Source organism: Neorhizobium sp. P12A (assembly GCF_008365395.1).
GTDB lineage: Bacteria > Pseudomonadota > Alphaproteobacteria > Rhizobiales > Rhizobiaceae > Rhizobium.
In genome coordinates, this window is the sequence record NZ_QOVX01000004.1 from 15,001 (window position 1) to 36,156 (window position 21,156).

The 21,156-nt window shown below is 61.2% G+C and carries 16 protein-coding genes; 13 read left to right on the forward strand and 3 right to left on the reverse strand.

Features of this window, described 5'->3' with window-relative positions; translation table 11 throughout:
* Positions 1–21 precede the first annotated feature (21 nt).
* The 5 genes from DTW90_RS14400 (at position 22) to DTW90_RS14420 (ending at position 3,241) form a co-directional block, all read left to right on the forward strand.
* Positions 22–234, forward strand: a complete 213-nt coding sequence (locus DTW90_RS14400) for a hypothetical protein (protein WP_149339172.1) — start codon at positions 22–24, stop codon at positions 232–234.
* Between the two features lie 116 nt (positions 235–350).
* Complete coding sequence (locus DTW90_RS14405; RefSeq protein WP_132517408.1) at positions 351–599, forward strand: hypothetical protein; 249 nt, start codon at positions 351–353, stop codon at positions 597–599.
* Between the two features lie 46 nt (positions 600–645).
* The gene (locus DTW90_RS14410) at positions 646–1,317 is read left to right on the forward strand and encodes a response regulator transcription factor (RefSeq protein ID WP_132517406.1); all 672 of its coding nucleotides are present in this window, start codon (positions 646–648) and stop codon (positions 1,315–1,317) included.
* Positions 1,307–2,704: a HAMP domain-containing sensor histidine kinase gene (locus tag DTW90_RS14415; RefSeq protein WP_132517404.1), complete on the forward strand. Its 1,398-nt coding sequence runs from the start codon at positions 1,307–1,309 to the stop codon at positions 2,702–2,704. Before DTW90_RS14410 ends, DTW90_RS14415 begins: the two co-directional genes overlap by 11 nt.
* A gap of 96 nt (positions 2,705–2,800) precedes the next feature.
* The gene (locus DTW90_RS14420; protein ID WP_149339174.1) at positions 2,801–3,241 is read left to right on the forward strand and encodes a hypothetical protein; all 441 of its coding nucleotides are present in this window, start codon (positions 2,801–2,803) and stop codon (positions 3,239–3,241) included.
* A gap of 17 nt (positions 3,242–3,258) precedes the next feature.
* Here DTW90_RS14420 and DTW90_RS14425 read toward each other — a convergent pair whose 3' ends face one another.
* On the reverse strand, positions 3,259–4,164 hold the full coding sequence (locus DTW90_RS14425; RefSeq protein WP_246664950.1) for an LD-carboxypeptidase: 906 nt from the start codon (positions 4,162–4,164) through the stop codon (positions 3,259–3,261).
* Positions 4,165–4,357: 193 nt separating this feature from the next.
* On the opposite strand from DTW90_RS14425, the gene ccmI reads away from it, so the two are divergent.
* From ccmI to DTW90_RS14465, 8 genes are all read left to right on the forward strand, one after another.
* Positions 4,358–5,503: a c-type cytochrome biogenesis protein CcmI gene (gene ccmI, locus DTW90_RS14430; RefSeq protein ID WP_149339177.1), complete on the forward strand. Its 1,146-nt coding sequence runs from the start codon at positions 4,358–4,360 to the stop codon at positions 5,501–5,503.
* Positions 5,500–5,949: a cytochrome c maturation protein CcmE gene (ccmE, locus tag DTW90_RS14435; protein ID WP_132517394.1), complete on the forward strand. Its 450-nt coding sequence runs from the start codon at positions 5,500–5,502 to the stop codon at positions 5,947–5,949. Before ccmI ends, ccmE begins: the two co-directional genes overlap by 4 nt.
* The gene (locus DTW90_RS14440) at positions 5,946–7,946 is read left to right on the forward strand and encodes a heme lyase CcmF/NrfE family subunit (protein WP_149339179.1); all 2,001 of its coding nucleotides are present in this window, start codon (positions 5,946–5,948) and stop codon (positions 7,944–7,946) included. The genes ccmE and DTW90_RS14440 overlap by 4 nt, the downstream gene beginning before the upstream one ends.
* Positions 7,947–7,987: 41 nt before the next feature.
* Positions 7,988–8,425 (forward strand): cytochrome c-type biogenesis protein, encoded by a 438-nt coding sequence (locus tag DTW90_RS14445; RefSeq protein ID WP_149339588.1) that lies wholly within the window; start codon positions 7,988–7,990, stop codon positions 8,423–8,425.
* A gap of 170 nt (positions 8,426–8,595) precedes the next feature.
* On the forward strand, positions 8,596–10,152 hold the full coding sequence (locus DTW90_RS14450) for a Do family serine endopeptidase (protein WP_132517390.1): 1,557 nt from the start codon (positions 8,596–8,598) through the stop codon (positions 10,150–10,152).
* A gap of 201 nt (positions 10,153–10,353) precedes the next feature.
* The gene (locus DTW90_RS14455) at positions 10,354–11,112 is read left to right on the forward strand and encodes a response regulator transcription factor (protein WP_132517388.1); all 759 of its coding nucleotides are present in this window, start codon (positions 10,354–10,356) and stop codon (positions 11,110–11,112) included.
* On the forward strand, positions 11,109–12,518 hold the full coding sequence (locus DTW90_RS14460; RefSeq protein ID WP_132517386.1) for an ATP-binding protein: 1,410 nt from the start codon (positions 11,109–11,111) through the stop codon (positions 12,516–12,518). The genes DTW90_RS14455 and DTW90_RS14460 overlap by 4 nt, the downstream gene beginning before the upstream one ends.
* Positions 12,519–12,656: 138 nt before the next feature.
* The gene (locus tag DTW90_RS14465) at positions 12,657–15,611 is read left to right on the forward strand and encodes a bifunctional [glutamine synthetase] adenylyltransferase/[glutamine synthetase]-adenylyl-L-tyrosine phosphorylase (RefSeq protein ID WP_149339181.1); all 2,955 of its coding nucleotides are present in this window, start codon (positions 12,657–12,659) and stop codon (positions 15,609–15,611) included.
* Positions 15,612–15,715: 104 nt separating this feature from the next.
* Here the strand turns inward: DTW90_RS14465 and DTW90_RS14470 are convergent, their stop codons facing one another.
* Both DTW90_RS14470 and pepN read right to left on the reverse strand, forming a co-directional pair.
* Positions 15,716–18,052 (reverse strand): PAS domain-containing sensor histidine kinase, encoded by a 2,337-nt coding sequence (locus DTW90_RS14470; protein WP_149339182.1) that lies wholly within the window; start codon positions 18,050–18,052, stop codon positions 15,716–15,718.
* A gap of 231 nt (positions 18,053–18,283) precedes the next feature.
* Entirely contained in the window at positions 18,284–20,932 is a 2,649-nt protein-coding gene (gene pepN / locus DTW90_RS14475) for an aminopeptidase N (RefSeq protein WP_149339184.1), read from the reverse strand.
* Between the last annotated feature and the right edge of the window lie 224 nt (positions 20,933–21,156).

Below are 21,156 nucleotides of genomic sequence, written 5' to 3' on the forward strand. Positions count from 1 at the left end.
CAACCCAAAAAGGAGTGTTCCATGGAAGACGTCAAGCAGTGGTATCTTTCGAAAACCGTGTGGGGCGCGTTGCTCGCGCTTGGTGCTTCGGTGCTGCAATTCACCGGCATTCAGGTCGGCGCGGCGGATCAATCCACCATCGCCGATTCGGCGGTCGCAATCGCCGGTGCGGTGGGCAGTCTGGTCGCAGTCTACGGCCGAGTGACGGCAACTTCCGCCATTAAATCAAGCTGATAGCCGGATACCCGGTCGAGCGGTTGCCCAAGAGAAAGTTACCACCCATTCATTTGCCATTCAGGCGGGTTTGGGTACATATTCGCTCAAGTTAATGTCCCTGTGGAAGTATGAGCATGGCATCACTCTTGAGCGTAGCAGCAGCGGCCGCCATTACGGCGGGGTCGGCTGTGCTGCCGGTGACGACGCCGACCTTGGTCGCGCGCGCCGGCGGCGATTGCAGCGATGCTGCCGCCCAGGTTGTCGCCAAGACCGGGGGACAGCTTCTTTCCGCCCAACCGTCCGGTGACAGCTGTGTCATCACCGTTCTCGTCCAGGGCAACGGCCAGCGGCCACGCAAGGTGACCGTGAAGGTGCCGATGTAGTAAGCTCCGCAGAGGCCTCGCGAATCGGCAGAAATTGGGCGGAAACATGCGCATTCTCGTAGTTGAAGACGATATCAACCTGAACCGTCAGCTTGCCGAGGCCTTGAAAGAGGCCGGCTATGTTGTCGATGTCGCTTTCGATGGCGAAGAGGGCCATTTTCTCGGCGAAACCGAGCCTTACGACGCGATCATCCTCGATATCGGCTTGCCCGAAATGGACGGGATCACCGCGCTGGAAAAATGGCGTGCTGCCGGCCGCAGCATGCCTGTTCTCATTCTGACGGCGCGCGACCGCTGGAGCGACAAGGTCGCCGGTATCGACGCAGGCGCCGACGATTACGTCGCCAAGCCCTTCCATGTCGAAGAGGTGCTCGCCCGCATCCGCGCGCTGATCCGCCGCGCTGCCGGCCATGCGTCTTCCGAAATCGTCTGCGGCCCTGTTCGCCTCGACACCAAGAGTTCGAAGGCGACAGTCAACGGCAAGGCGCTCAAGCTTACCTCTCATGAATATCGTCTCCTAGCCTATCTCATGCATCACAAGGGCGAGGTGGTCTCTCGCACGGAGCTGGTCGAGCATATGTACGACCAGGATTTCGACCGCGATTCCAACACGATCGAGGTTTTCGTTGGCCGCCTTCGCAAGAAGATGGGCGTGGACCTGATCGAGACCGTGCGAGGACTAGGCTATCGAATCCAAGCCCCGTCCACTGCGAATTAAATCGCTCACCGCGCGTGTGCTGCTGCTGACCACGCTGTGGTCGGCGGTAGCGCTCGTGGTGATCGGTCTTGTCATTTCGACGCTCTATCGCAAGAGCGCCGAGCGCGGCTTTCAGGATCTGCTGCGCGCCCAGCTCTATAACGTCATCAATTCAGTGACGATCGGCGACCAGGGTGCCCTTGCCGGCAGCCCGCAGCTCGGCGACCTGCGTTTCGCCCAGCCGAAGACCGGCTGGTACTGGATGGTCGAGCCCCTGGGCACTTATACGGCGGCCCCGCTCGTCTCCCCGTCGCTCGGCGCTTCGACCCTCCCTGTCCTATCAGTGCTTGAGGCACCGTTCGACAAGAACTACGAGCGCTATTACATCGTCACGGATGCTTTCGGAAATCACGTTCAGGTTGCGGAAACCGAGGTGGTGCTCGATACCGACGGCCGCGCTGCGCGCTTCCGCGTTACCGGCAATATCGCCGTCGTCGAGGACGATGTGCGCACCTTTTCCCACAGCCTCTATCTGGCGCTGGCCGGCTTCGGTGTCGGCAGCCTGATCGTCAACGCGCTCGCCATTCTTTACGGGCTCAGGCCGCTCGATAAGGCGCGTCGGGCATTGGAGCGCATCCGCGCCGGCGATCGCGAAAGGCTGGAGGGGGAATTCCCCCGCGAAATCCTTCCCCTCGCCAACGAAGTCAATGCGTTGATCGACAGCAACCGGCGCATCGTCGAGCGGGCGCGCATGCAGGTCGGCAATCTGGCGCATTCGCTGAAGACCCCCATTGCCGTATTGCTCAACGAGTCGCGGGTGCTCGAGCGCTCCCATGGCGATCTCGTGAAGCATCAGGCCGAATCCATGCAAGGGCAGGTGCAGTCCTATCTCAACCGTGCCCGCATCGCCGCTCAACGGGAGTCCGTGCTTGCGCGCACCGATGCCGAGCCGGCTCTTGAGCGATTGGTGCGCGTCATGCGTCGCCTGAATGCCGACAAGGAGTTCGAGCTGTCAGTCACGCCACACCTCGCGCTTGCGATGGAGCAGCAGGACCTGGAGGAGACAGTTGGCAATCTGCTCGAAAATGCCGCCCGCTTTGCCGAGCACAAGGTTCGTGTCGCAGCCAGCGAGGCGCCCGCGGAGGTGAGGGGCATCGATCCGGCTCGAAAATCCTGGGTCGAACTTGTCGTCGAGGATGACGGACCCGGACTGGAGCCGGACCAGATTCGCGAAGCGATGAAGCGCGGCCGCCGTCTGGACGAAAGCAAGCCGGGCACAGGCCTCGGTCTTTCGATCGTCAGCGAAATAACCAATGAATATCAGGGGAGGCTGGAGCTTTCCCGCGGCACATGGGGTGGCTTAAGGGCCAGTCTTATTCTGCCGGGAGTGACGAAGGATGTTGCGTGACACTCGCTCTAATGACAGAAAGGCGAAGCGCATCATGAGGATGCCGCATCGCAGTATACGTTAACCCGGTTCGTCCCCCCAATCTGGTTGAATTGCATGAATCGCTGCATACCACGTACGACCGCAAGCCTGTTTCTTGTCATGGCCGCCCTTTCCGCCTGCAACACGACGCACGGAACAAGCGGGACAGGTGGAAGCCTCAGCCTGCTTTCTCCGTCAAAGCCGAGCCCATCCGCCCCCTATATCAAGGCGCTGGATGGCGGCATTGTCGGCCGTACGGGCGTGAAATTGAGCGATAGCGATCAGCAGCGCGCGCTTGAAGCGGAGTATCGCGCTCTGGAAGCTGCCCCGGGCGGCCAGCCTGTCGTCTGGAGCGGTCGGGGCGTCAGCGGCCAGGTCGTGGCCGCAGCACCCTATCAGGTCGGCTCGCAGAATTGCCGCCAATATACCCATACCGTGACCGTCAGCGGCAACCAGACCCAAGCGCGCGGCGCTGCCTGCCGCAATGACGATGGGACGTGGTCTCTGCTGAACTGAGGACCGTCGAACGCCTATCAATCTGGAAATGATAGCGTTCCAGCTGCGGTGTCCAGCCGGGCTGTAGTGCCGATCGGCACGACCAAGGGCCTGCTTCCATGTCCTAGAGGCAATCCGCCCAGCACAGGCACGTCGAGAGCGTCGAGATGCTCGCGGAGCAGGTTGATGACCGAAAAATCGCTCTTCAGATCGAAACCGGTGAATTGACCGAGCGCCACACCTCCCAGTCCGTTGAGATGACCCGCCTTGCGAAGCATCGTCAGCTGGCGATCGACCTGACCAATGTGCATATTGACCACTTCGAGCAGCAATATCGCGCCGCGGAGATCAGGCAGCGCCCATCCGACAGCCATCGCAACCATATCGAGATTTCCCCCGATCAATCTGCCATTAGCAGTTCCCCCGGTCGTCAGCGCCGAGGTCGGCTCCTCCGGCCTTGAAAGAACCGCGGCAAAACCCGGCTGCATAAGCGCCCTGCGAAGAGCTTCGCTGTTCTCCGCGCTGAAGTTGCCATCCTCTTCCGCCGCCAGTGCGCCATGAAGGCCGATCAATCCGCAGCGCTTATAGAGGCTCAGGTGCAGCATCGTGATGTCGCTGAAGCCGATGGGGAACTTGGGATCCTTTTGAACACCATCGAAGTCAAGGCGATCGGCGATCCGGTAGGATCCCTTGCCGCCACGCGTCGAAAATATCCCCCGGATTTCCGGATCGTTGATGGCCTCGTTGAGATCGGCCAGCCGCTCCTCGTCCGTGCCGGCCAGATAGGCCTTCTTTTCGAAGGCATGTCGGCCGAAATCGACCTTCAGCCCCCAACTCTCCAATATCTCCGCGCGACGAGCAATGCCTTCCCGTTCGGGCGTACTCGCCGGCGATACGAAGCGCACCCGATCGCCAGCCTTGAGCTTTGATGGAATTGCTGCCACAGAATCGCCCCCGCCGAATGACACCCGCATCGGATAACACGAAAACGGCGAGCGACAAGGGCGGGCGAACGTCCCGGCTTCTCTCCTCCAGGTCTTCTCGGTCACGCCCAAAAATCGCGGCCAAACGCCTCAAATCTTCGTCATTTCCGCTTTCACGGTTGGAATAAGCGCCCTGGTAAAGTATTGGGCGTCTATGCTCTTCTGGATTCTCGTGGCCGTTCTGACGGCGGGTGTCGGCGCCGTTTTGCTCTATCCGCTTCTGCGCACAGCAAAGGCGGCAGACGGTGGCCGTGCCGGCGAGGCTGCGGTCTATCGAGACCAGCTTCGCGAACTCGATCGCGATCTCACCGGCGGCCTGATCACCCCGGAGGAAGCAGCCTATGCCCGCGCCGAAATCGGCCGCCGGCTGCTTGCCGTTTCGACTGCCCAGCCGGTCGCCGGCAAGCCGGCTCGCGCATCGACCTATCGTCTCACGCAGGCCTTCATCATCCTTCTATTGCCCGCCATCGGGCTCTGTCTTTACTTGACGGTCGGCAATCCGGGCCTGCCGTCGCAGCCGCTGTCGGCGCGCGTGAAAAATCCGGGCAACGACATGGCCGTGCTTGTCGCCCAGGCGGAACGGCATCTCGCCGAACACCCCGACGACGGTAAGGGCTGGGATATTCTTGCCCCGATATATTTCAAGTCGATGCGCGTCGGCGATGCGGAGCTTGCTTATCGCAATGCCATTCGCCTGTTGGGCCCTACTCCCGAGCGTCTCGGAGGTCTGGCGGAAACCCTCATTGCGGCCTCCGATGGCGTCGTGACGGCGGATGCGCGGCAGGCGCTGCAACAATCGCTGTCGCTGGAGCCCAACAATCCGCGCGCCGAATTCTATCTGGCGCTGGCTTTGGAGCAGGATGGCAAGCAGGCGGATGCGAAGAACGCCTTTGTCGCTCTTGCCAAGGCATCGCCCGCCGGTGCGCCCTGGCTGCCGCTCGTCAACGAGCATATCGCCAAGAACGGCGGCACGCCCGAGATTGCGGCCGCAAATCCGGATGCTCCGGGCAATCCGAGCGCCGACGAGGTCGCGACCGCCGACACCATGAATTCGGGCGACCGCCAGCAGATGATCCGCGGCATGGTCGACAGTCTCGATGCCAAACTCCGCCAAAATCCCGACAATTTCGAAGGCTGGATGCGCCTCATCCGCTCCTATGCCGTGCTGAATGACAAGGACCGCGCGGCCGATGCATTAAAGCGCGGCTTGTCGGCCTTCCCGGCCGATGGCGGGCAGGGGCAGCAGCTTCTGGCGCTCGGAAAGGAACTCGGTGTTGCGACGGAGGAGACGCAGCGGTGACCCGTAAACAGAAACGTCTGGCCGTGATCGGCGGCGGCATGAGCTTCATCATTGCGGCCGTGCTGCTCGTCATGTTCGCCTTCAGCCAGTCGGTCGCCTATTTCTACATGCCGGCCGACATTGCCAAGAATCCCGTCAGCCCCGGTACCTTGATTCGGCTCGGCGGGCTTGTCGGACAAGGCAGCGTTGTCCGCGGCGACGGAACGACGGTGCAGTTCGCCGTGACCGACGGCAAGGACACGGTCAACGTCAAATATACGGGCATCCTGCCTGATCTCTTCCGCGAGGGACAGGGCGTCGTTACCGAGGGCAAGTTTGAACCCGGCGGCAATGTTTTCGTTGCCGATAGCGTGCTCGCCAAGCATGATGAGCGCTATATGCCGAAAGAAGTCGCCGACAAGCTGAAGGCTGATGGTGTCTGGAAGGGCGAGGAAGCAAGCCAATGATCATCGAACTCGGGCATTACGCGCTGGTTCTGGCACTGGCGACCGCGATCATCGTCTCGATCGTTCCCGCACTCGGCGCCAGACGTCTGGACCAGTCGATGATGGACGTTGCCATTCCCGGCTCCTTCGCCATGTTCGGATTGGTCGTCTTCTCCTTCGGCGTCCTTACCTACGCCTATCTCGTTTCCGACTTCTCCGTCGCAAACGTCTGGGAGAATTCGCATTCGCTGGTGCCGGTGATCTTCAAGGTGTCAGGCGTCTGGAGCAATCACGAAGGCTCGATGATGCTCTGGCTGCTGATCCTGTCGCTGTTCAGCGCGCTCGTTGCGCTCTTCGGCCGCAATCTGCCGGATACTCTCAGGGCCAATGTACTATCGGTGCAGGCCTGGATATCGGTTGCCTTCCTCGTCTTCATCCTGCTGACTTCAAATCCCTTCCTTCGCCTTGATCCGGCGCCGGCAGAGGGCAAGGATATCAATCCGGTTCTGCAGGATATCGGCTTGGCGATCCATCCGCCGCTGCTTTACCTCGGCTATGTCGGCTTCTCGGTCTGCTTTTCCTTTGCTGTTGCGGCACTCATGGAAGGTCGCATCGATGCGGCATGGGCTCGCTGGGTGCGGCCCTGGACGCTTGCCGCCTGGACGTTCCTGACGCTCGGCATCGCCATGGGCTCCTATTGGGCCTATTACGAGCTCGGCTGGGGCGGCTGGTGGTTCTGGGACCCGGTCGAAAACGCATCCTTCATGCCCTGGCTTGCCGGCACGGCGCTGCTGCACTCGGCGCTGGTCATGGAAAAGCGTGACTCGCTAAAGATCTGGACGGTGCTGCTCGCGATCCTGACCTTCTCCCTGTCGCTGCTCGGCACGTTCCTCGTCCGCTCCGGCGTGCTGACTTCGGTTCACGCCTTTGCCAGCGACCCGACCCGCGGCGTCTTCATTCTCTGCATTCTGCTGATCTTCATCGGCGGCGCGCTGTCGCTCTTCGCCTTCCGCGCGCCGGTCCTGACGTCGGGGGGCTTGTTTGCGCCAATTTCGCGCGAAGGCGCGCTGGTGCTGAACAATCTCATCCTGACGGTCGCCTGCGGCACGGTGTTGACGGGCACGCTCTATCCGCTGGCGCTGGAAACGCTGAATGGCGACAAGATTTCCGTCGGCCCGCCCTTCTTCAACCTGACCTTCGGCCTGTTGATGACGCCGCTTCTGGTGGCCGTGCCGTTCGGGCCGTTGCTTGCCTGGAAGCGCGGCGATCTGCTGGGCGCGATGCAGCGCCTCTACGTCGCGGCGATCCTGGCTTTCATCGCCGGCCTGGTGCTTTTCTACGTCAAGCATGGCGGCCCGGTTCTGGCGATCCTCGGTCTCGCCGCAGGCTTCTTTCTGATCTTCGGCGCAGTTGCCGATCTCTGGTTTCGTGCCGGCGTCGGCAAGGTTTCGTTGGACGTCGCATGGCGCCGCTTGAGCGGCCTGCCGCGTTCGGCTTTCGGCACGGCTTTCGCCCATGCCGGTTTCGGCGTCACCGTCCTTGGCATCGTCGCCGTCTCCACCTTCCAGACGGAGAATATCACTGAAATGAAGCCAGGCGGCACGGCGGAGCTTGGCGGCTATACGCTGCGCTTCGACGGCATGCAGGCCGGCGTCGGCCCGAACTTCACCGAGGACCGCGGCCACTTCACCGTTATCCGCGGCGGCGTGGCGGTTGCCGAGGTTTCGTCGGCCAAGCGCCTGTTTACCGCGCGGCGTGAAGCGACCACGGAAGCCGGCATCCTGACGTTTGGCGTCAACCAGCTCTATGTTTCGCTCGGCGATGCCAGCAAGGATGGCGGCATGGTCGTTCGCATCTGGTGGAAGCCGTTCATCATCTGCATCTGGGGCGGCGCAATCATCATGGCATTGGGCGGCATCGTCTCGCTCAGCGACCGCCGTCTTCGCGTGGGCGCGCCGAGCAGGCGGACGAGGGCTGCGAAGGCCGCGGTCGTGCCCGTGGTGGAGCCTGCGGAATGAGGAGGCGGGTCCAACTCCAGCGGTGGCTCGCACTTCTTTTCATGCTGGCGCTCACGCTTCTCTCCCCGCTGCCAGCCTTCGCTGTCAATCCCGACGAAGTCCTGCCCGATCCGGCCCTCGAGGCGCGTGCCCGGACGATTTCTGCGGAATTGCGCTGCATGGTCTGCCAGAACCAGTCGATCGATGATTCCAACGCCGATCTCGCCCGCGATCTGCGTCTTCTGGTGCGCAAGCGTCTGGTGGACGGCGACAGCGACCGGCAGGTGGTGGATTACATCGTCTCGCGCTATGGCGAGTTCGTATTGCTGAAGCCGCGTTTCAGCGAAAAGACCTGGCTGCTCTGGGGTGCGCCGATCGCGCTGTTCGTCCTCGGCGGCATTTCCCTGGTGGTCTTCGCAAGGCGCCGTGCCGGCAAGCCGACAGGGACCCGGCTGACGGCGGAGGAGGAAACGCGCCTGGACGAAATACTCGGCAAGTAACGTTCGCTCGAGGAATTTTACCGTCAGCGCAACATTCCGCCACATTACGAACTTTTCATTCCTCAGACAGTTCGCTGTAACCTCAGACTTCCTATATTCGCACTATCAACTGATCGCCGCCGGTCTCACCGGTCCAATAAAAATCAGACGAGAGAAGAGAAGGTACCCACATGTTCAGGAATATTAAGGACCGTTTGTCCCGCAGCACCGCCGTGAAGGCTTCGGCAGTTGCTGGTCTGGCTGTCGCCGTTCTGGCGACCGGTATTCCGCTCGAAATCACCAAGTCTTATGCCGACGCTGTCAGCGTTCAGGCTCCCCAGGTTCCGAGCTTCGCCAATGTCGTTGATGCCGTTTCGCCGGCCGTCGTTTCAGTTCGCGTTGAATCCCGCGTCAATCCCGTTGCGGATGACGATGATTCCTTCGGCCTCGGCCGTGGTTTCGATGAACTCCCCGATGATCATCCGCTGAAGAAGTTCTTCCGCCAGTTCGGCCAGGAGCAGAACGGTCACAACCAGCAGAACCAGCAGAAGGGCCAGAACGAAGGCAAGGGTCGTCTGCGTCCTGTCGCCCAGGGCTCCGGCTTCTTCATCTCCGAAGACGGCTATATCGTCACCAACAACCACGTCGTCTCGGATGGCGCGGCATTTGTCGTCGTGATGAACGACGGTACCGAACTCAATGCCAAGCTGATCGGCAAGGACCCGCGCACCGACCTCGCCGTCCTGAAGGTCGACGACAAGCGCAAGTTCACCTACGTCAAGTGGGCGGATGACGACAAGGTTCGCGTCGGCGACTGGGTCGTGGCCGTCGGCAACCCCTTTGGCCTCGGCGGCACGGTCACCGCAGGTATCGTTTCGGCCCGTGGCCGCGATATCGGCTCCGGCCCCTATGACGATTACATCCAGGTGGATGCCGCCGTGAACCGCGGCAACTCCGGTGGTCCGACCTTCAACCTGAACGGCGAAGTCGTCGGGATCAACACCGCCATCTTCTCGCCGTCGGGCGGCAGCGTCGGCATCGCCTTCGCAATCCCGTCCACGACTGCAAAGAGCGTCGTGGCCGACCTGATCAAGTCGGGCAATGTTTCCCGCGGTTGGCTCGGTGTACAGATCCAGCCCGTCACCAAGGATATCGCCGAATCCGTCGGTCTGTCCGAGGCAAGCGGCGCGCTGGTCGTTTCCCCGCAGGATGGCTCTCCGGGCCAGAAGGCCGGCATCAAGAACGGCGACGTCGTGACGGCGGTCAATGGCGAAACCGTCAAGGATCCGCGCGATCTCGCCCGCCGCATCGGTGCGATGCAGCCGGGCTCCAAGGTGGAAGTCTCGCTGTGGCGCGGTGGCAAGGCACAGTCGGTTACGGTTGATCTCGGCACGCTGCCGGCAGACCAGAACCAGGCCTCCGATGACAACAAGGATCAGCAGCAGCCGCAGCCGCAGCAGCCGGCTTCCGAGAAGGCTCTTGCCGATCTCGGCCTGGCAGTCGGCCCGTCGGATGACGGCAAGGGTGTTGCCATCACCTCCGTCGATCCGGACTCCGATGCCGCCGACAAGGGCGTGAAGGAAGGCGAGAAGATCACCTCGGTCAACAATCAGGACGTCACCAACGCCCAGGATATCGCCAAGGCTATCGACGATGCCAAGAAGAACGGCCGCACCCGGGCGCTCTTCCAGATCCAGTCGAATGACGGAAGCCGCTTCGTCGCGCTTTCGATCAACGGTCAGGGCTGATTTCAGTCCCATTTAATGAAAAGGAGCCGCGCAGGCTGACGGCTTGCGCGGCTCTTTGCTTAGAGCAATTCCAGCAAAAGTGTAACGCGGTTTTGCGTCCGGAATTGCGTCAAATCAAAGAGATAGAGTGTTTCCGCGTTTCGAAGAAAAGCGGAAATGCTCTAGGGTCTTGCGATCGATAATCAGTTCATGGGTGAAAAGATGACCACAGGTAGTCAGCACGTTATCGAGCCTTCCGAATCCGGTTGTGCAGAAGCGGGACCGGCAGGTAATGTCACGCACATGAAGATTCTGATTATCGAAGATGACCTCGAAGCGGCTGCCTATCTGACCAAGGCGTTTCGTGAGGCCGGTATTGTTGCGGATCACGCCAGCGATGGCGAGAGCGGCCTCTTCATGGGCACCGAAAACACCTATGACGTCATCGTCATCGACCGCATGTTGCCGCGCCGCGATGGACTTTCCGTCATCAGCGAGCTGCGGCGCAAGGCCGTGCACACCCCGGTCCTCATCCTCTCCGCCCTCGGTCAGGTGGATGACCGTGTGACCGGCCTGCGCGCCGGCGGAGACGACTATCTGCCGAAGCCCTATGCTTTCAGCGAGCTTCTCGCCCGCGTCGAAGTCCTCGGCCGCAGAAAGGGATCTCCGGATCAGGATGTTCTCTATCGCGTCGGCGATCTTGAACTCGACCGGCTCTCCCACGAGGTTCGGCGAGGCGGCAAGGAGATCCTCCTGCAGCCCCGCGAGTTCCGTCTGCTCGAATATCTGATGAAGAATGCCGGTCAGGTGGTGACGCGCACCATGCTGCTCGAAAATGTCTGGGACTACCACTTCGATCCGCAGACCAATGTCATCGACGTCCACGTGTCCCGTCTGCGCTCGAAGATCGAGAAGGACTTCAACCAGCCCATCCTGAAGACGATCCGTGGTGCCGGCTATATGATCAAGGACGAGGGATGAGTCGCTTCCGCGTCCTCTTCAAGTCCACCGCAGTCCGCCTTTCCGCCCTCTATATCCTGTTGTTTGCGCTCTGCGCAGCCACCCTTGTCTTCTATGTAACGGCCATGTCCGAGCGTCTGCTGACCGGACAGATCCGTGACGCCGTCCAGCAGGAAGTGAACCAGGTCAAGCGCGCTTATGACGCGGGCGGACTCAATCTCCTGCTGCGCACCATGGAGCGTCGCTCCCGACAGCCGGGCGCCAATCTCTATGTCATCGCCAGCCCCTCCGGCGACATCCTGGCCGGCAACGTCGCTTCGGTACAGCCGGGCGTGTTCGACGACGCCGGTTGGACGGAAATTCCCTTCCTCTATGAGCGCTATACGGATACCGGAGCGGAGCGGCGGCATCTGGCGCTCGCCAATATCTTCACCCTCGATAACGGTTTGCGCATTCTGATCGGCCGCGACCTCGGCGAACCCGAGCGCTTCCGTCTGCTTGTCCGCCAGGCGCTGATGCTGGCGCTTGCCATCATGGGGCTCGGCGCGCTCGTCATCTGGTTCGGCATTGGCCGCAATGCGCTGAAGCGCATCGACCGGATGACCGACGCCAGCCGCAAGATCATGGCCGGCGATCTCTCCCAGCGTCTGCCGGTCGGCGGATCGGGCGACGAGTTCGATCGCATGTCCGGATCGCTGAACAATATGCTGGAGCGCATCGAGAAATTGAACGAGGGGTTGCGTCAGGTTTCGGACAACATCGCCCACGACCTCAAGACGCCGCTGACCCGGCTGCGCAACAAGGCGGCCGACGCGCTTGAAACCCGCGACAACGAGGCGCGTCGCATCGCGCTCGAGGGCATCATCGGCGAATCCGATCAGTTGATCCGCACCTTCAACGCGCTCTTGATGATTTCCCGCGTCGAGGCAGGGTCGGTTGCGGCGGAGATGACGGCGGTCGATATCTCCTCGATCGTTGCCGATACCGCCGAACTCTACGAGCCGGTTGCCGAAGAGGCGGGCCTGTCGCTGACAACGGATATCGAGCCCAGCGTCGAGGTGCAGGGCAACCGCGAACTGATCGGCCAGGCGATTTTCAACCTCATCGACAATGCGGTCAAATACGCGCCCGGCGGCGCGGGCAAGCCGGAAGTGGTGTTGAGGCTGGCGCGCAAGCCGGATGGCGTTCATCTCTGCGTCGCCGATCACGGTCCCGGCGTTCCCGAACAGAGCCGCGAGGACGTCATCAAGCGCTTCTATCGGCTGGACGAAAGCCGTTCTAAGCCTGGCACGGGGCTTGGCCTTTCCCTGATCGAGGCCGTGATGGAGCTTCACGGCGGCAAGCTGCAACTCTCTGATACCGATCCCGAGAATATGGTTGCGCGGGGCCTGACGGCCAGCATGGTATTTCCCGCAAAGGCCGCCTGAGCCGTCCTGCTTGATGTGTCGGCGTTCCGGCCAAGTCCACTATTGGCGCAAACGAAAGCTGGCCCTAGTTTAGGCTGCAGGCCGCTTCGTGATTCCTCCTGCGGCTTCCGCCATTGTCCCATCAATCGGAAAAGCCGCATGACGAAATCCGATCATCGCATTCAGGACGTTCCATCCGCGCTGCTGCGGCCTCTCAACCAGACGGAGGCGAAATCTGCGCTGGCCGATCTGAAGGCTATCGGCGCGACGGAGCCGGCGGTCGCCGCCCTTGTCGATGGTGCAATGCCTCTGCGCGATTTCATTGTCAGCGTTCTGACCCTGTCGCCGCATCTGCGCGAAATGGCCAATCTCGATCCCGCTTTGCTGGCAGCCGCCATCAGCGAGCCACTGGAACCGCAGATCGAGCAACTGGTCGCTGAGGCGCGGCGGGCGTGGCTTCCTTCCGAAGGCGCAGGGTCGCCCTCGGAATCGGATGTGATGAGCCGCCTGCGCATCGCCAAGCGCAAGGCTTCCTTCCTGATTGCGCTTGCGGATCTCGCCCGTATCTTCGATGGCCGCATGACGACTTGGTGGCTAAGCGCGTTGGCGGAAGCTGCCATTTCCGCCGCCATCGATCACCTGCTCCTGTCGGCGCACGAAGGCGGCAAGCTCGTGCTCCCCGATCCCTCCGCTCCGAGCACAGGCTCCGGCGTCATCGTTCTCGGCATGGGAAAACTTGGCGCGGAAGAGTTGAACTATTCATCCGACATCGATCTCGTTGTCTTTTTCGATGAAACGGCGGGCATCGTTCCCAATCCCGACGATGCGATCGACATTTTCCCGCGGCTGATGCGGCGCCTAGTGCGCATCCTTCAGGAGCGCACGGCCGATGGCTATGTTTTCCGCACCGACCTTCGTCTGCGGCCCGATCCCGGCTCAACCCCGCTCGCCATCCCCGTCGATGCGGCCATGATCTATTACGAGGGCAGGGGCCAGAACTGGGAGCGTGCGGCCTTCATCAAGGCGCGCCCTGTTGGCGGCGATCTCGACGCGGGTGCCGCCTTCATTCGCGACCTCGTGCCTTTCGTCTTCCGCAAATATCTGGACTATGCCGCGATTGCCGACATCCACTCCATCAAGCGGCAGATCCACGCCCACAAGGGACATGGCGCCATTGCGGTGAAAGGCCACAACGTCAAGCTCGGGCGAGGCGGTATCCGCGAGATCGAATTCTTCGTCCAGACGCAGCAGCTGATCGCCGGCGGGCGAATGCCGGCATTGCGGTCCCGCGCGACCGAGCAGACCTTGGGAGAGCTCACCAAGGCAAAGTGGATCGATGCCGAGACACGCGACGAACTGATAGAGGCCTATTGGTTTCTGCGCGATGTCGAGCACCGCATCCAGATGGTCCGCGACGAGCAGACCCACCTTCTGCCCGAAACGGAGGTAGAGCTGAAGCGCATCGCCTTCATGATGGGTTTCGATGACACGTCGAGTTTTTCCGAACGGCTCGTGTCCATTCTAAGGATCGTGGAGCATCGCTACGCCCAGCTTTTCGAGCAGGAGGCGAGGCTGTCGACGGAGACGGGCAACCTTGTCTTCACCGGGCAGGGGGATGATCCCGATACGCTCAAGACCCTTCGCAGGCTCGGCTTCGAGAGGCCCTCCGACATTTCTCAGGTCATCCGCACCTGGCATTACGGCCGTTACCGCGCCACGCAATCGGTCGAGGCGCGCGAGCGGCTGACGGAACTGATACCGGAACTTCTTCGCGTCTTCGGCGAAAGCAAGCGGGCTGACGAGGCTTTGCTGCGTTTCGACAACTTCATTTCCGGACTGCCGGCCGGCATCCAGCTTTTCTCGCTCCTGGGCAACAATCCGGCGCTGCTGTCCCTCATCGTCAACATCATGTCGTCAGCACCGCGCCTCGCCGAGATCATCGCGGCCAAGCCGCATGTCTTCGACGGCATGCTCGATCGCGGCCTGATGGCAGAATTGCCGACGCGGGAATATCTGGCAGAGCGGATCAAGGGGTTCCTGGCGCCGGCGCGCTATTATGAGGAAACGCTCGACCGGCTGCGCATCTTCGCCTCCGAGCAGCGCTTCCTGATCGGCATCCGCCTGCTGACAGGCTCGATCAACGGCGCCATGGCCGCGCATGCCTTCACCCATCTGGCAGACCTGATCGTCGAAGCCGCGCTTGATGCCGTTCTGAAGGAGATCAGGGCAGCGCATGGCAATTATCCAGGCGGCCGCGTGGCCGTGATGGGAATGGGCAAGCTTGGCAGCTTCGAGCTGACGGCCGGCTCCGATATCGATATCATCCTGCTCTATGATTATGATGATGCCGCGGACGATTCCGATGGCGCCAAGCCATTGGATGCAACACGATATTTCACGCGCATCACCCAGCGGCTGATTTCCGCGCTGTCCGCCCCAACTGCAGAAGGCGTGCTTTACGAGGTCGACATGCGCTTGCGACCATCGGGCAACAAGGGCCCTGTCGCGACCCGCATCAACTCCTTTGAGAAGTATCAGCGCGAGGAAGCCTGGACCTGGGAGCACATGGCGCTGAGCCGCGCCCGTCTTCTATGCGGCGACGCCGGTCTCATCAGTGATGCAGAGCGCGTTATTGACGAGGTGCTGTCTACTCAACCGGATTTGGCCAAGATCACCAAAGACGTCGCCGAGATGCGGGCGCTGATCGAGAAGGAGAAGCCGCCGGCCAGTATTTGGGATCTGAAACTCATTCCCGGCGGGCTGATTGATATCGAGTTTATCGCGCAATATCTGCGACTGATCGCGCCCGCGAAAGCCCTGCATCTGAATACCAACGGCGTCAGCACCGATGAGGCGCTGCGGCAGCTGGGCGAGCGGCTGATGGATCGAAATGATCTCGATCTTTGCCTGGAGGCGTTGCGGCTCTATACGGATCTTTCGCAGCTTATTCGCCTGTGTGTCGACGGTCCCTTCGATCCGGAAAAGGCGCCGGCGGGCTTGATCGAGCTGGTTTGCCGGGCAGGGGATTGCCCTGATATCAGGACGCTGGAAGCAGAGCTGCGGCGGCTGTCGAAGGCGGTGCGTGCTGTCTTTCAGCGGACCGTCGCTGCATGAAATGGGAGCAATTCCAGCAAAAGCGTGCCACGGTTTTGCGTCCGAAATTGCGTCAAATCAAATAGGTAGAGCGTTTCCGCGATTCGAAGAAAAGCGAAAATGCTCTAAACGGCGGGGGTCCGGCCGTTGCCCTGGTCGGGAATGCTGACGGAAATCACCGTCCCCTGGCCTTCCCATGAGCGGATCTTCATGCGGCCATTGTGCAGCGAGGCGAGCGAGCGGGAGATCGCAAGGCCGAGACCCGAGCCCCCCTTGCTCTTGGCATACTGGCTCTGAACCTGCTCGAAGGGCTGGCCGATCTTGCCGAGAGCCGATTTCGGAATGCCGATGCCGGTATCGGCGATCGTCAATACCACGCCGTTCCGGGTTTCCCGTGTGCGTACAGCGATCCGTCCGCCATTGTTGGTAAATTTTACGGCGTTCGAGAGAAGGTTGAGCAGGATCTGCTTCATGGCGCGCCGATCGGCGACCAGCTTGATATCCGACGAGATGCGTTGCTCGACGACGATATCCTTGTAGGCAGCAGGAACCGAGGTGAAGCGCAGGCATTCCTCGATCAGCGGTGCGAGATCGATCTTTTCGCAGAAGAGCTTCATGTGACCGGCTTCGATCTTCGACATGTCGAGAATATCGTTGATGACGTTCAGCAGATGCTTGCCGCTGTCATGAATATCCTTGGCATATTCATTGTATTTCCCGGAGCCGAGCGGACCGAACATCTGGTTCTGCAGGATTTCGGAGAACCCAAGGATGGCATTGAGCGGCGTGCGAAGCTCATGCGACATGTTGGCGAGGAATTCGGATTTCGCCTTGTTTGCCGCCTCGGCACGATCCTTTTCGGCCAGATAATTGGTGTTGGCCGTGGAAAGCTCGGCCTTTTGGCGTTCAAGGATCTGCCGCGACGCTGAGAGGTCGTTGATCGTCGCCATGAGGCGGCGCTCGGATTCGCGTAGGCGCTCCTGGTTGCGCTTGAGGAGGGTGATGTCGGTGCCCACCGAGACGAGGCCGCCGTCGCGGGTGCGGCGCTCGTTGATCTGCAGCCAGCGCTCGTCGGCGAGCTGCACTTCTGTTGTCTGCGAGTAGCCGGATCGATCCGGATCGGCGATGCGTCGCTCGATGACGGGGCGGGCCGCCGCCGCATTGACAACCGAACGCTCGGTGCCCGGAACGAGCACGTTGTCGGGCAGCCCGTAGGCCTGCTGATAGTGGGCGTTGCACATCACCAGCCGGTCGTTCTTGTCCCAGAGGACAAAGGCCTCGGACGTGCATTCGATGGCATCGGCCAAACGTTGGTCCGCCTCTGCATAGCGTTGCGCCAGCCGATGCTGCTCTGTCACGTCCATGGCGATGCCGATCATGTGGACGCGGCCGGAATTGGTGCGGATGACCTGGGCGCGAGCCCGCATCCAGACGTAGTGGCCCTTGGCGTGGCGGATGCGCAAGATCTGATCGACCTGGCCGGCATTGCCCTTGGCGACGGTGCGGGCGAGCTTGTAGAGGCTGTTGTCGTTCGGATGCATCAGCCGCGCCGCATCGCCGAAGGACAACGTCTTGTCGGATGCCGGCAAGCCGAGCATGTCGTACATGGATCGCGACCAGAAGAATTCGCGGCTGGAAAAATCGAAATCCCACAACCCGCAGCGACCGCGCGACAGGGCGGTTTCAACGCGCAGGTTGGATTCCAGGAAAATCTCGTCCGCATCTCGGGCGCGGCGGACCTGCGTGTAATAGGCATAGAGGATGACGAGAAGGATGGACGAGATACCGGCGAAAAGCGTGACGTTGAGGGTCAGTTCCTGCCGCCAGAGCTCGTCAATCTGGTTAAGCGACGCCGCCGAGATGATGAAGTCGCCGCGGTCGCCGATGAGGGAGATTGCCGCGTAGTAGGGAGCGCCGGCGATCGTTGTCTCTATCACGCCTGCGCGGTCGCCGAAGTGACGGATGGCCGAAACCTCGGGAAAGAAATCGGAAATCGAAAGACCAACATAGGACGAGCCCGCTGCGGATGAGGCAAAGACCCGACCGCTCGCCTGCACAAGGAGGATGAAGGCACCGCCGTCGAGCCGGTCTTGCGGCAGATAGGTGGAAAGTCTTTTTTCGGCCGATCCACGATCCGCGGCCTGAAACAGACCGGGATCATTGGAGAAGGCGGCGGATGCGGCCGCAGCGGAGAGCGACGTTGCATGCCGCGAAGCCGACTCTATCCGCGAATGCTCCGTCATCATGCCGAACATGCGGGACGCAGCGACGACAGCAAGAAAGGCAACGATCAGGATGGGGATGGCACGTCTCAGGATGAGTTCGATCTGGGGAAAGCGCCGTGAGACAGCGGCGGCGTTCAACCCCGTCCGGCTGGAAAGGCCGCCATGCCACGATTTCAGCCCGCCGAAATTGACACGCAGCCGCCCATCGGCTGCGGTTGCCCGCCGCACGTCCACCATCTCGTTAGCCTTGTCCCTCGTATGATTCGCTGCGCCGCTCGCCCGAACCTGTCGTAATGAATCATTGCTGATTCGCCTTGTCCAGAGCCTGCGGTAAAACTTTCTTAACTGTTTGCACGCGCACGATTTTCTTCGCGAACGAGTCGGCACCGTAACGATTGTTGCAAGGCTCAACGAAAAAAGGCGGATGTAAAAACACCCGCCTTGCGAATCACTCATGCAAGCGCCGATTCATTCCTTGAGAATGCGCTCCACAATATCGCGCACGTCGGTCGAAAGATCTGCCGCGCGATCGATCTGCATCAGGGCTGAACGTGCATGGTCGGCACGACCTGATTCCAGTGACCGCCATGAGCGCATCGAGGTCAGAATGCGTGCGGCAAGCTGCGGATTGCGCTTGTCGATGTCGAGGATTTCGTCGGCCAGGAAGCGATATCCGGCGCCGTCGGCACGGCTGAAGCCCGTCGGGTTGCCGAACGCGAAAGTGCCGATCAGGGCGCGCACACGGTTGGGATTGGTGCGCTTGAAGAGAGGGCTTTCCATCAGGCTCTGAACGCGCTCGAGCGCGCCTGCGCCGGGAATGCCTGCCTGGATCACGAACCACTTGTCGACGACGAGCGCGTTGCTTTCGAAACGATCCCTAAAGGTCGACAGCGCCTCCTGCGCCTCCGGCGAATCCGGGAAACGATGGGCAAGGATCGTCAGCGCGGCGCTGAGATCCGTCATGTTGTTGGCGGCGTCGAACGCCGCCTTGGCACGGGCTGCTGCGTTGTCGGAGAGCGACAGATAGGAGAGTGCGGCATTGCGCAGAGCCCGGCGGCCGGCGCTGGCTGCATCCGGGCTGAAGTCGCCCGGGGTCTGCGTGCTCTCGTAAAGCGCGGCGAAGATGTCCTTTCCGGCTTCGGCGATCTGGGTGAGGACCGCCTGACGTCCGGCATGATTGGCATCAGGGTCATTGTTGCTGCCGAGTTCGCGCGCGATGTCGGCTTCGCTCGGCAGGCTCAGAGCCTGTGCGCGGAAGGCAGGTTCCAGGCTTTCGTCCGAGGCAGCTGCCAGCAGCGCATCGATGAAGGCGAGATCGCAGGTCACGGGCGCGCCCTGGCGGGCGTCGCGGGCACTCTGCAAGAGGTTCGGCAGCGCCAGATCGGTCAGCGCCTGCCAGCGAGCGAAGTGATCGGTCTCGAAGCGCGCGACCAGCGCCAGGTCGGCGGCGCTCTGCGTGAAATGCAGGTTGATCGGCGTCGAAAAGCTGCGGTTGAGCGACAGGACCGGGCGCGACGGGATGCCGTGGAAGACCGCAGTCTGCGTGCGGTCTGTCAGATGCAAGACATCGTCGGTCAGTTCCGCGCCGGTAACCGAGCTTGGCGTCATCAGCGAACCGTCTTCGGAAAGCAACGCCATGCGCAGCGGGATATGCATCGGCTCCTTGGACGACTGGCCGGGCGTTGCCGGGATCATCTGCTCGAGCGACAGCGAAAATGTCTTGGCGGCGGCATCATAGCTGCCGGATGCCGTGACCAGCGGCGTTCCGGCCTGGTGGTACCAGAGCGAAAACTGGGTGAGATCGCGGCCGCTGACGTCGGCGAAGCAGGCGACGAAATCCTCGATCGTTACGGCTTGGCCGTCATGGCGCTCGAAATAGAGATCCATGCCCTTCTTGAACATGTCCTTGCCGAGCAAGGTCGCGATCATCCGCGTGACTTCGCTGCCCTTTTCGTAGACCGTCGTCGTATAGAAGTTGTTGATCTCGCGATATTTCGTCGGGCGGACCGGATGGGCGAGCGGACCGCTGTCCTCCGGGAACTGCTCGGATTTCAGGTGCCGCACTTCGGCAATGCGCTTGACCGGGCGCGAGCGCTGGTCGGCGGAGAATTCGTGGTCGCGGTAGACCGTCAGGCCTTCCTTGAGGCAGAGCTGGAACCAGTCGCGGCAGGTGATGCGATTTCCGGTCCAGTTGTGGAAATACTCATGCGCGATGATCGCCTCGATATTGGCGTAGTCCTGATCGGTCGCGGTCTCGGGATCGGCAAGGACGTACTTGTCGTTGAAGACGTTGAGGCCCTTGTTCTCCATCGCGCCCATGTTGAAGTCGGAGACGGCGACGATCATGAAGATATCGAGATCATATTCGCGGCCAAAGACTTCTTCGTCCCACTTCATGGAGCGCTTCAGCGCGTCCATGGCGTAAGCTGCACGCGGCTCCTTGCCGTGCTCGACATAGATCTTCAGGGCGACTTCGCGATCCGACATCGTGGTGAAAGTGTCTTCCACGACGCCGAGATCGCCGGCGACCAGTGCGAAGAGATAGCTCGGCTTCGGATGCGGATCGAACCAGGCCGCAAAATGTTTGCCTTCGGTATAGCCGGCGCCGCCGAGGAAATTACCGTTCGACAGCAGCAACGGGTTCGCAGCCTTGTCGGCGATGATATTGACCGTATAGGGCGCCAATACATCGGGTCGATCCGGGAAATAGGTGATGCGGCGGAAACCTTCCGCTTCGCACTGCGTGCAGTAGATGCCACCGGTGCGATAAAGCCCCATCAGCTGGGTGTTGGCTTCCGGATTGATGATCGTGGTGATCGTCACTTCGAACGGAGCCGTCGCCGGAAGATCGCGAATGGTCAGGCTTTCCGGCAGGACCGTATATTGCTCGGCCGGAATTTCCGACTGGTCGAGCAGGAGACCGGAGAGCGTGAGTTCATCGCCATCGAGAACAAGCGGAGCACTCGGCTCGACGCCTTCGCGGCGATGGAAGATCAGCCGGGCTTCGACCTTGGTTTCGGTGGGATCGAGCTCGAAGGTGAGATCCACGCGTTCAAGGACAAAATCGGTGGGACGGTAGTCTGCCAGATTAATGATCTGGCCGGTATCTGTGCGCATGGTGTTTCCTGGTCAGGCCTGCCGTCCCCGGTTTTGCTCTTCGGGGTAAGACGTCGGATGGAGACTTCTGTTGGTACAATTACATTAAATTCTGAACTAAACTTAAAGCCTCTCGACGGAGTTTCCAAGTTTTGCTGGCAGGGTTACCGCAAGTTTTATTTGTGGCCGAAGTCGCCGTCTGTTCACCGGAAATTGAACGCAGCCGTGCTGCCGCCGGTGGGCGG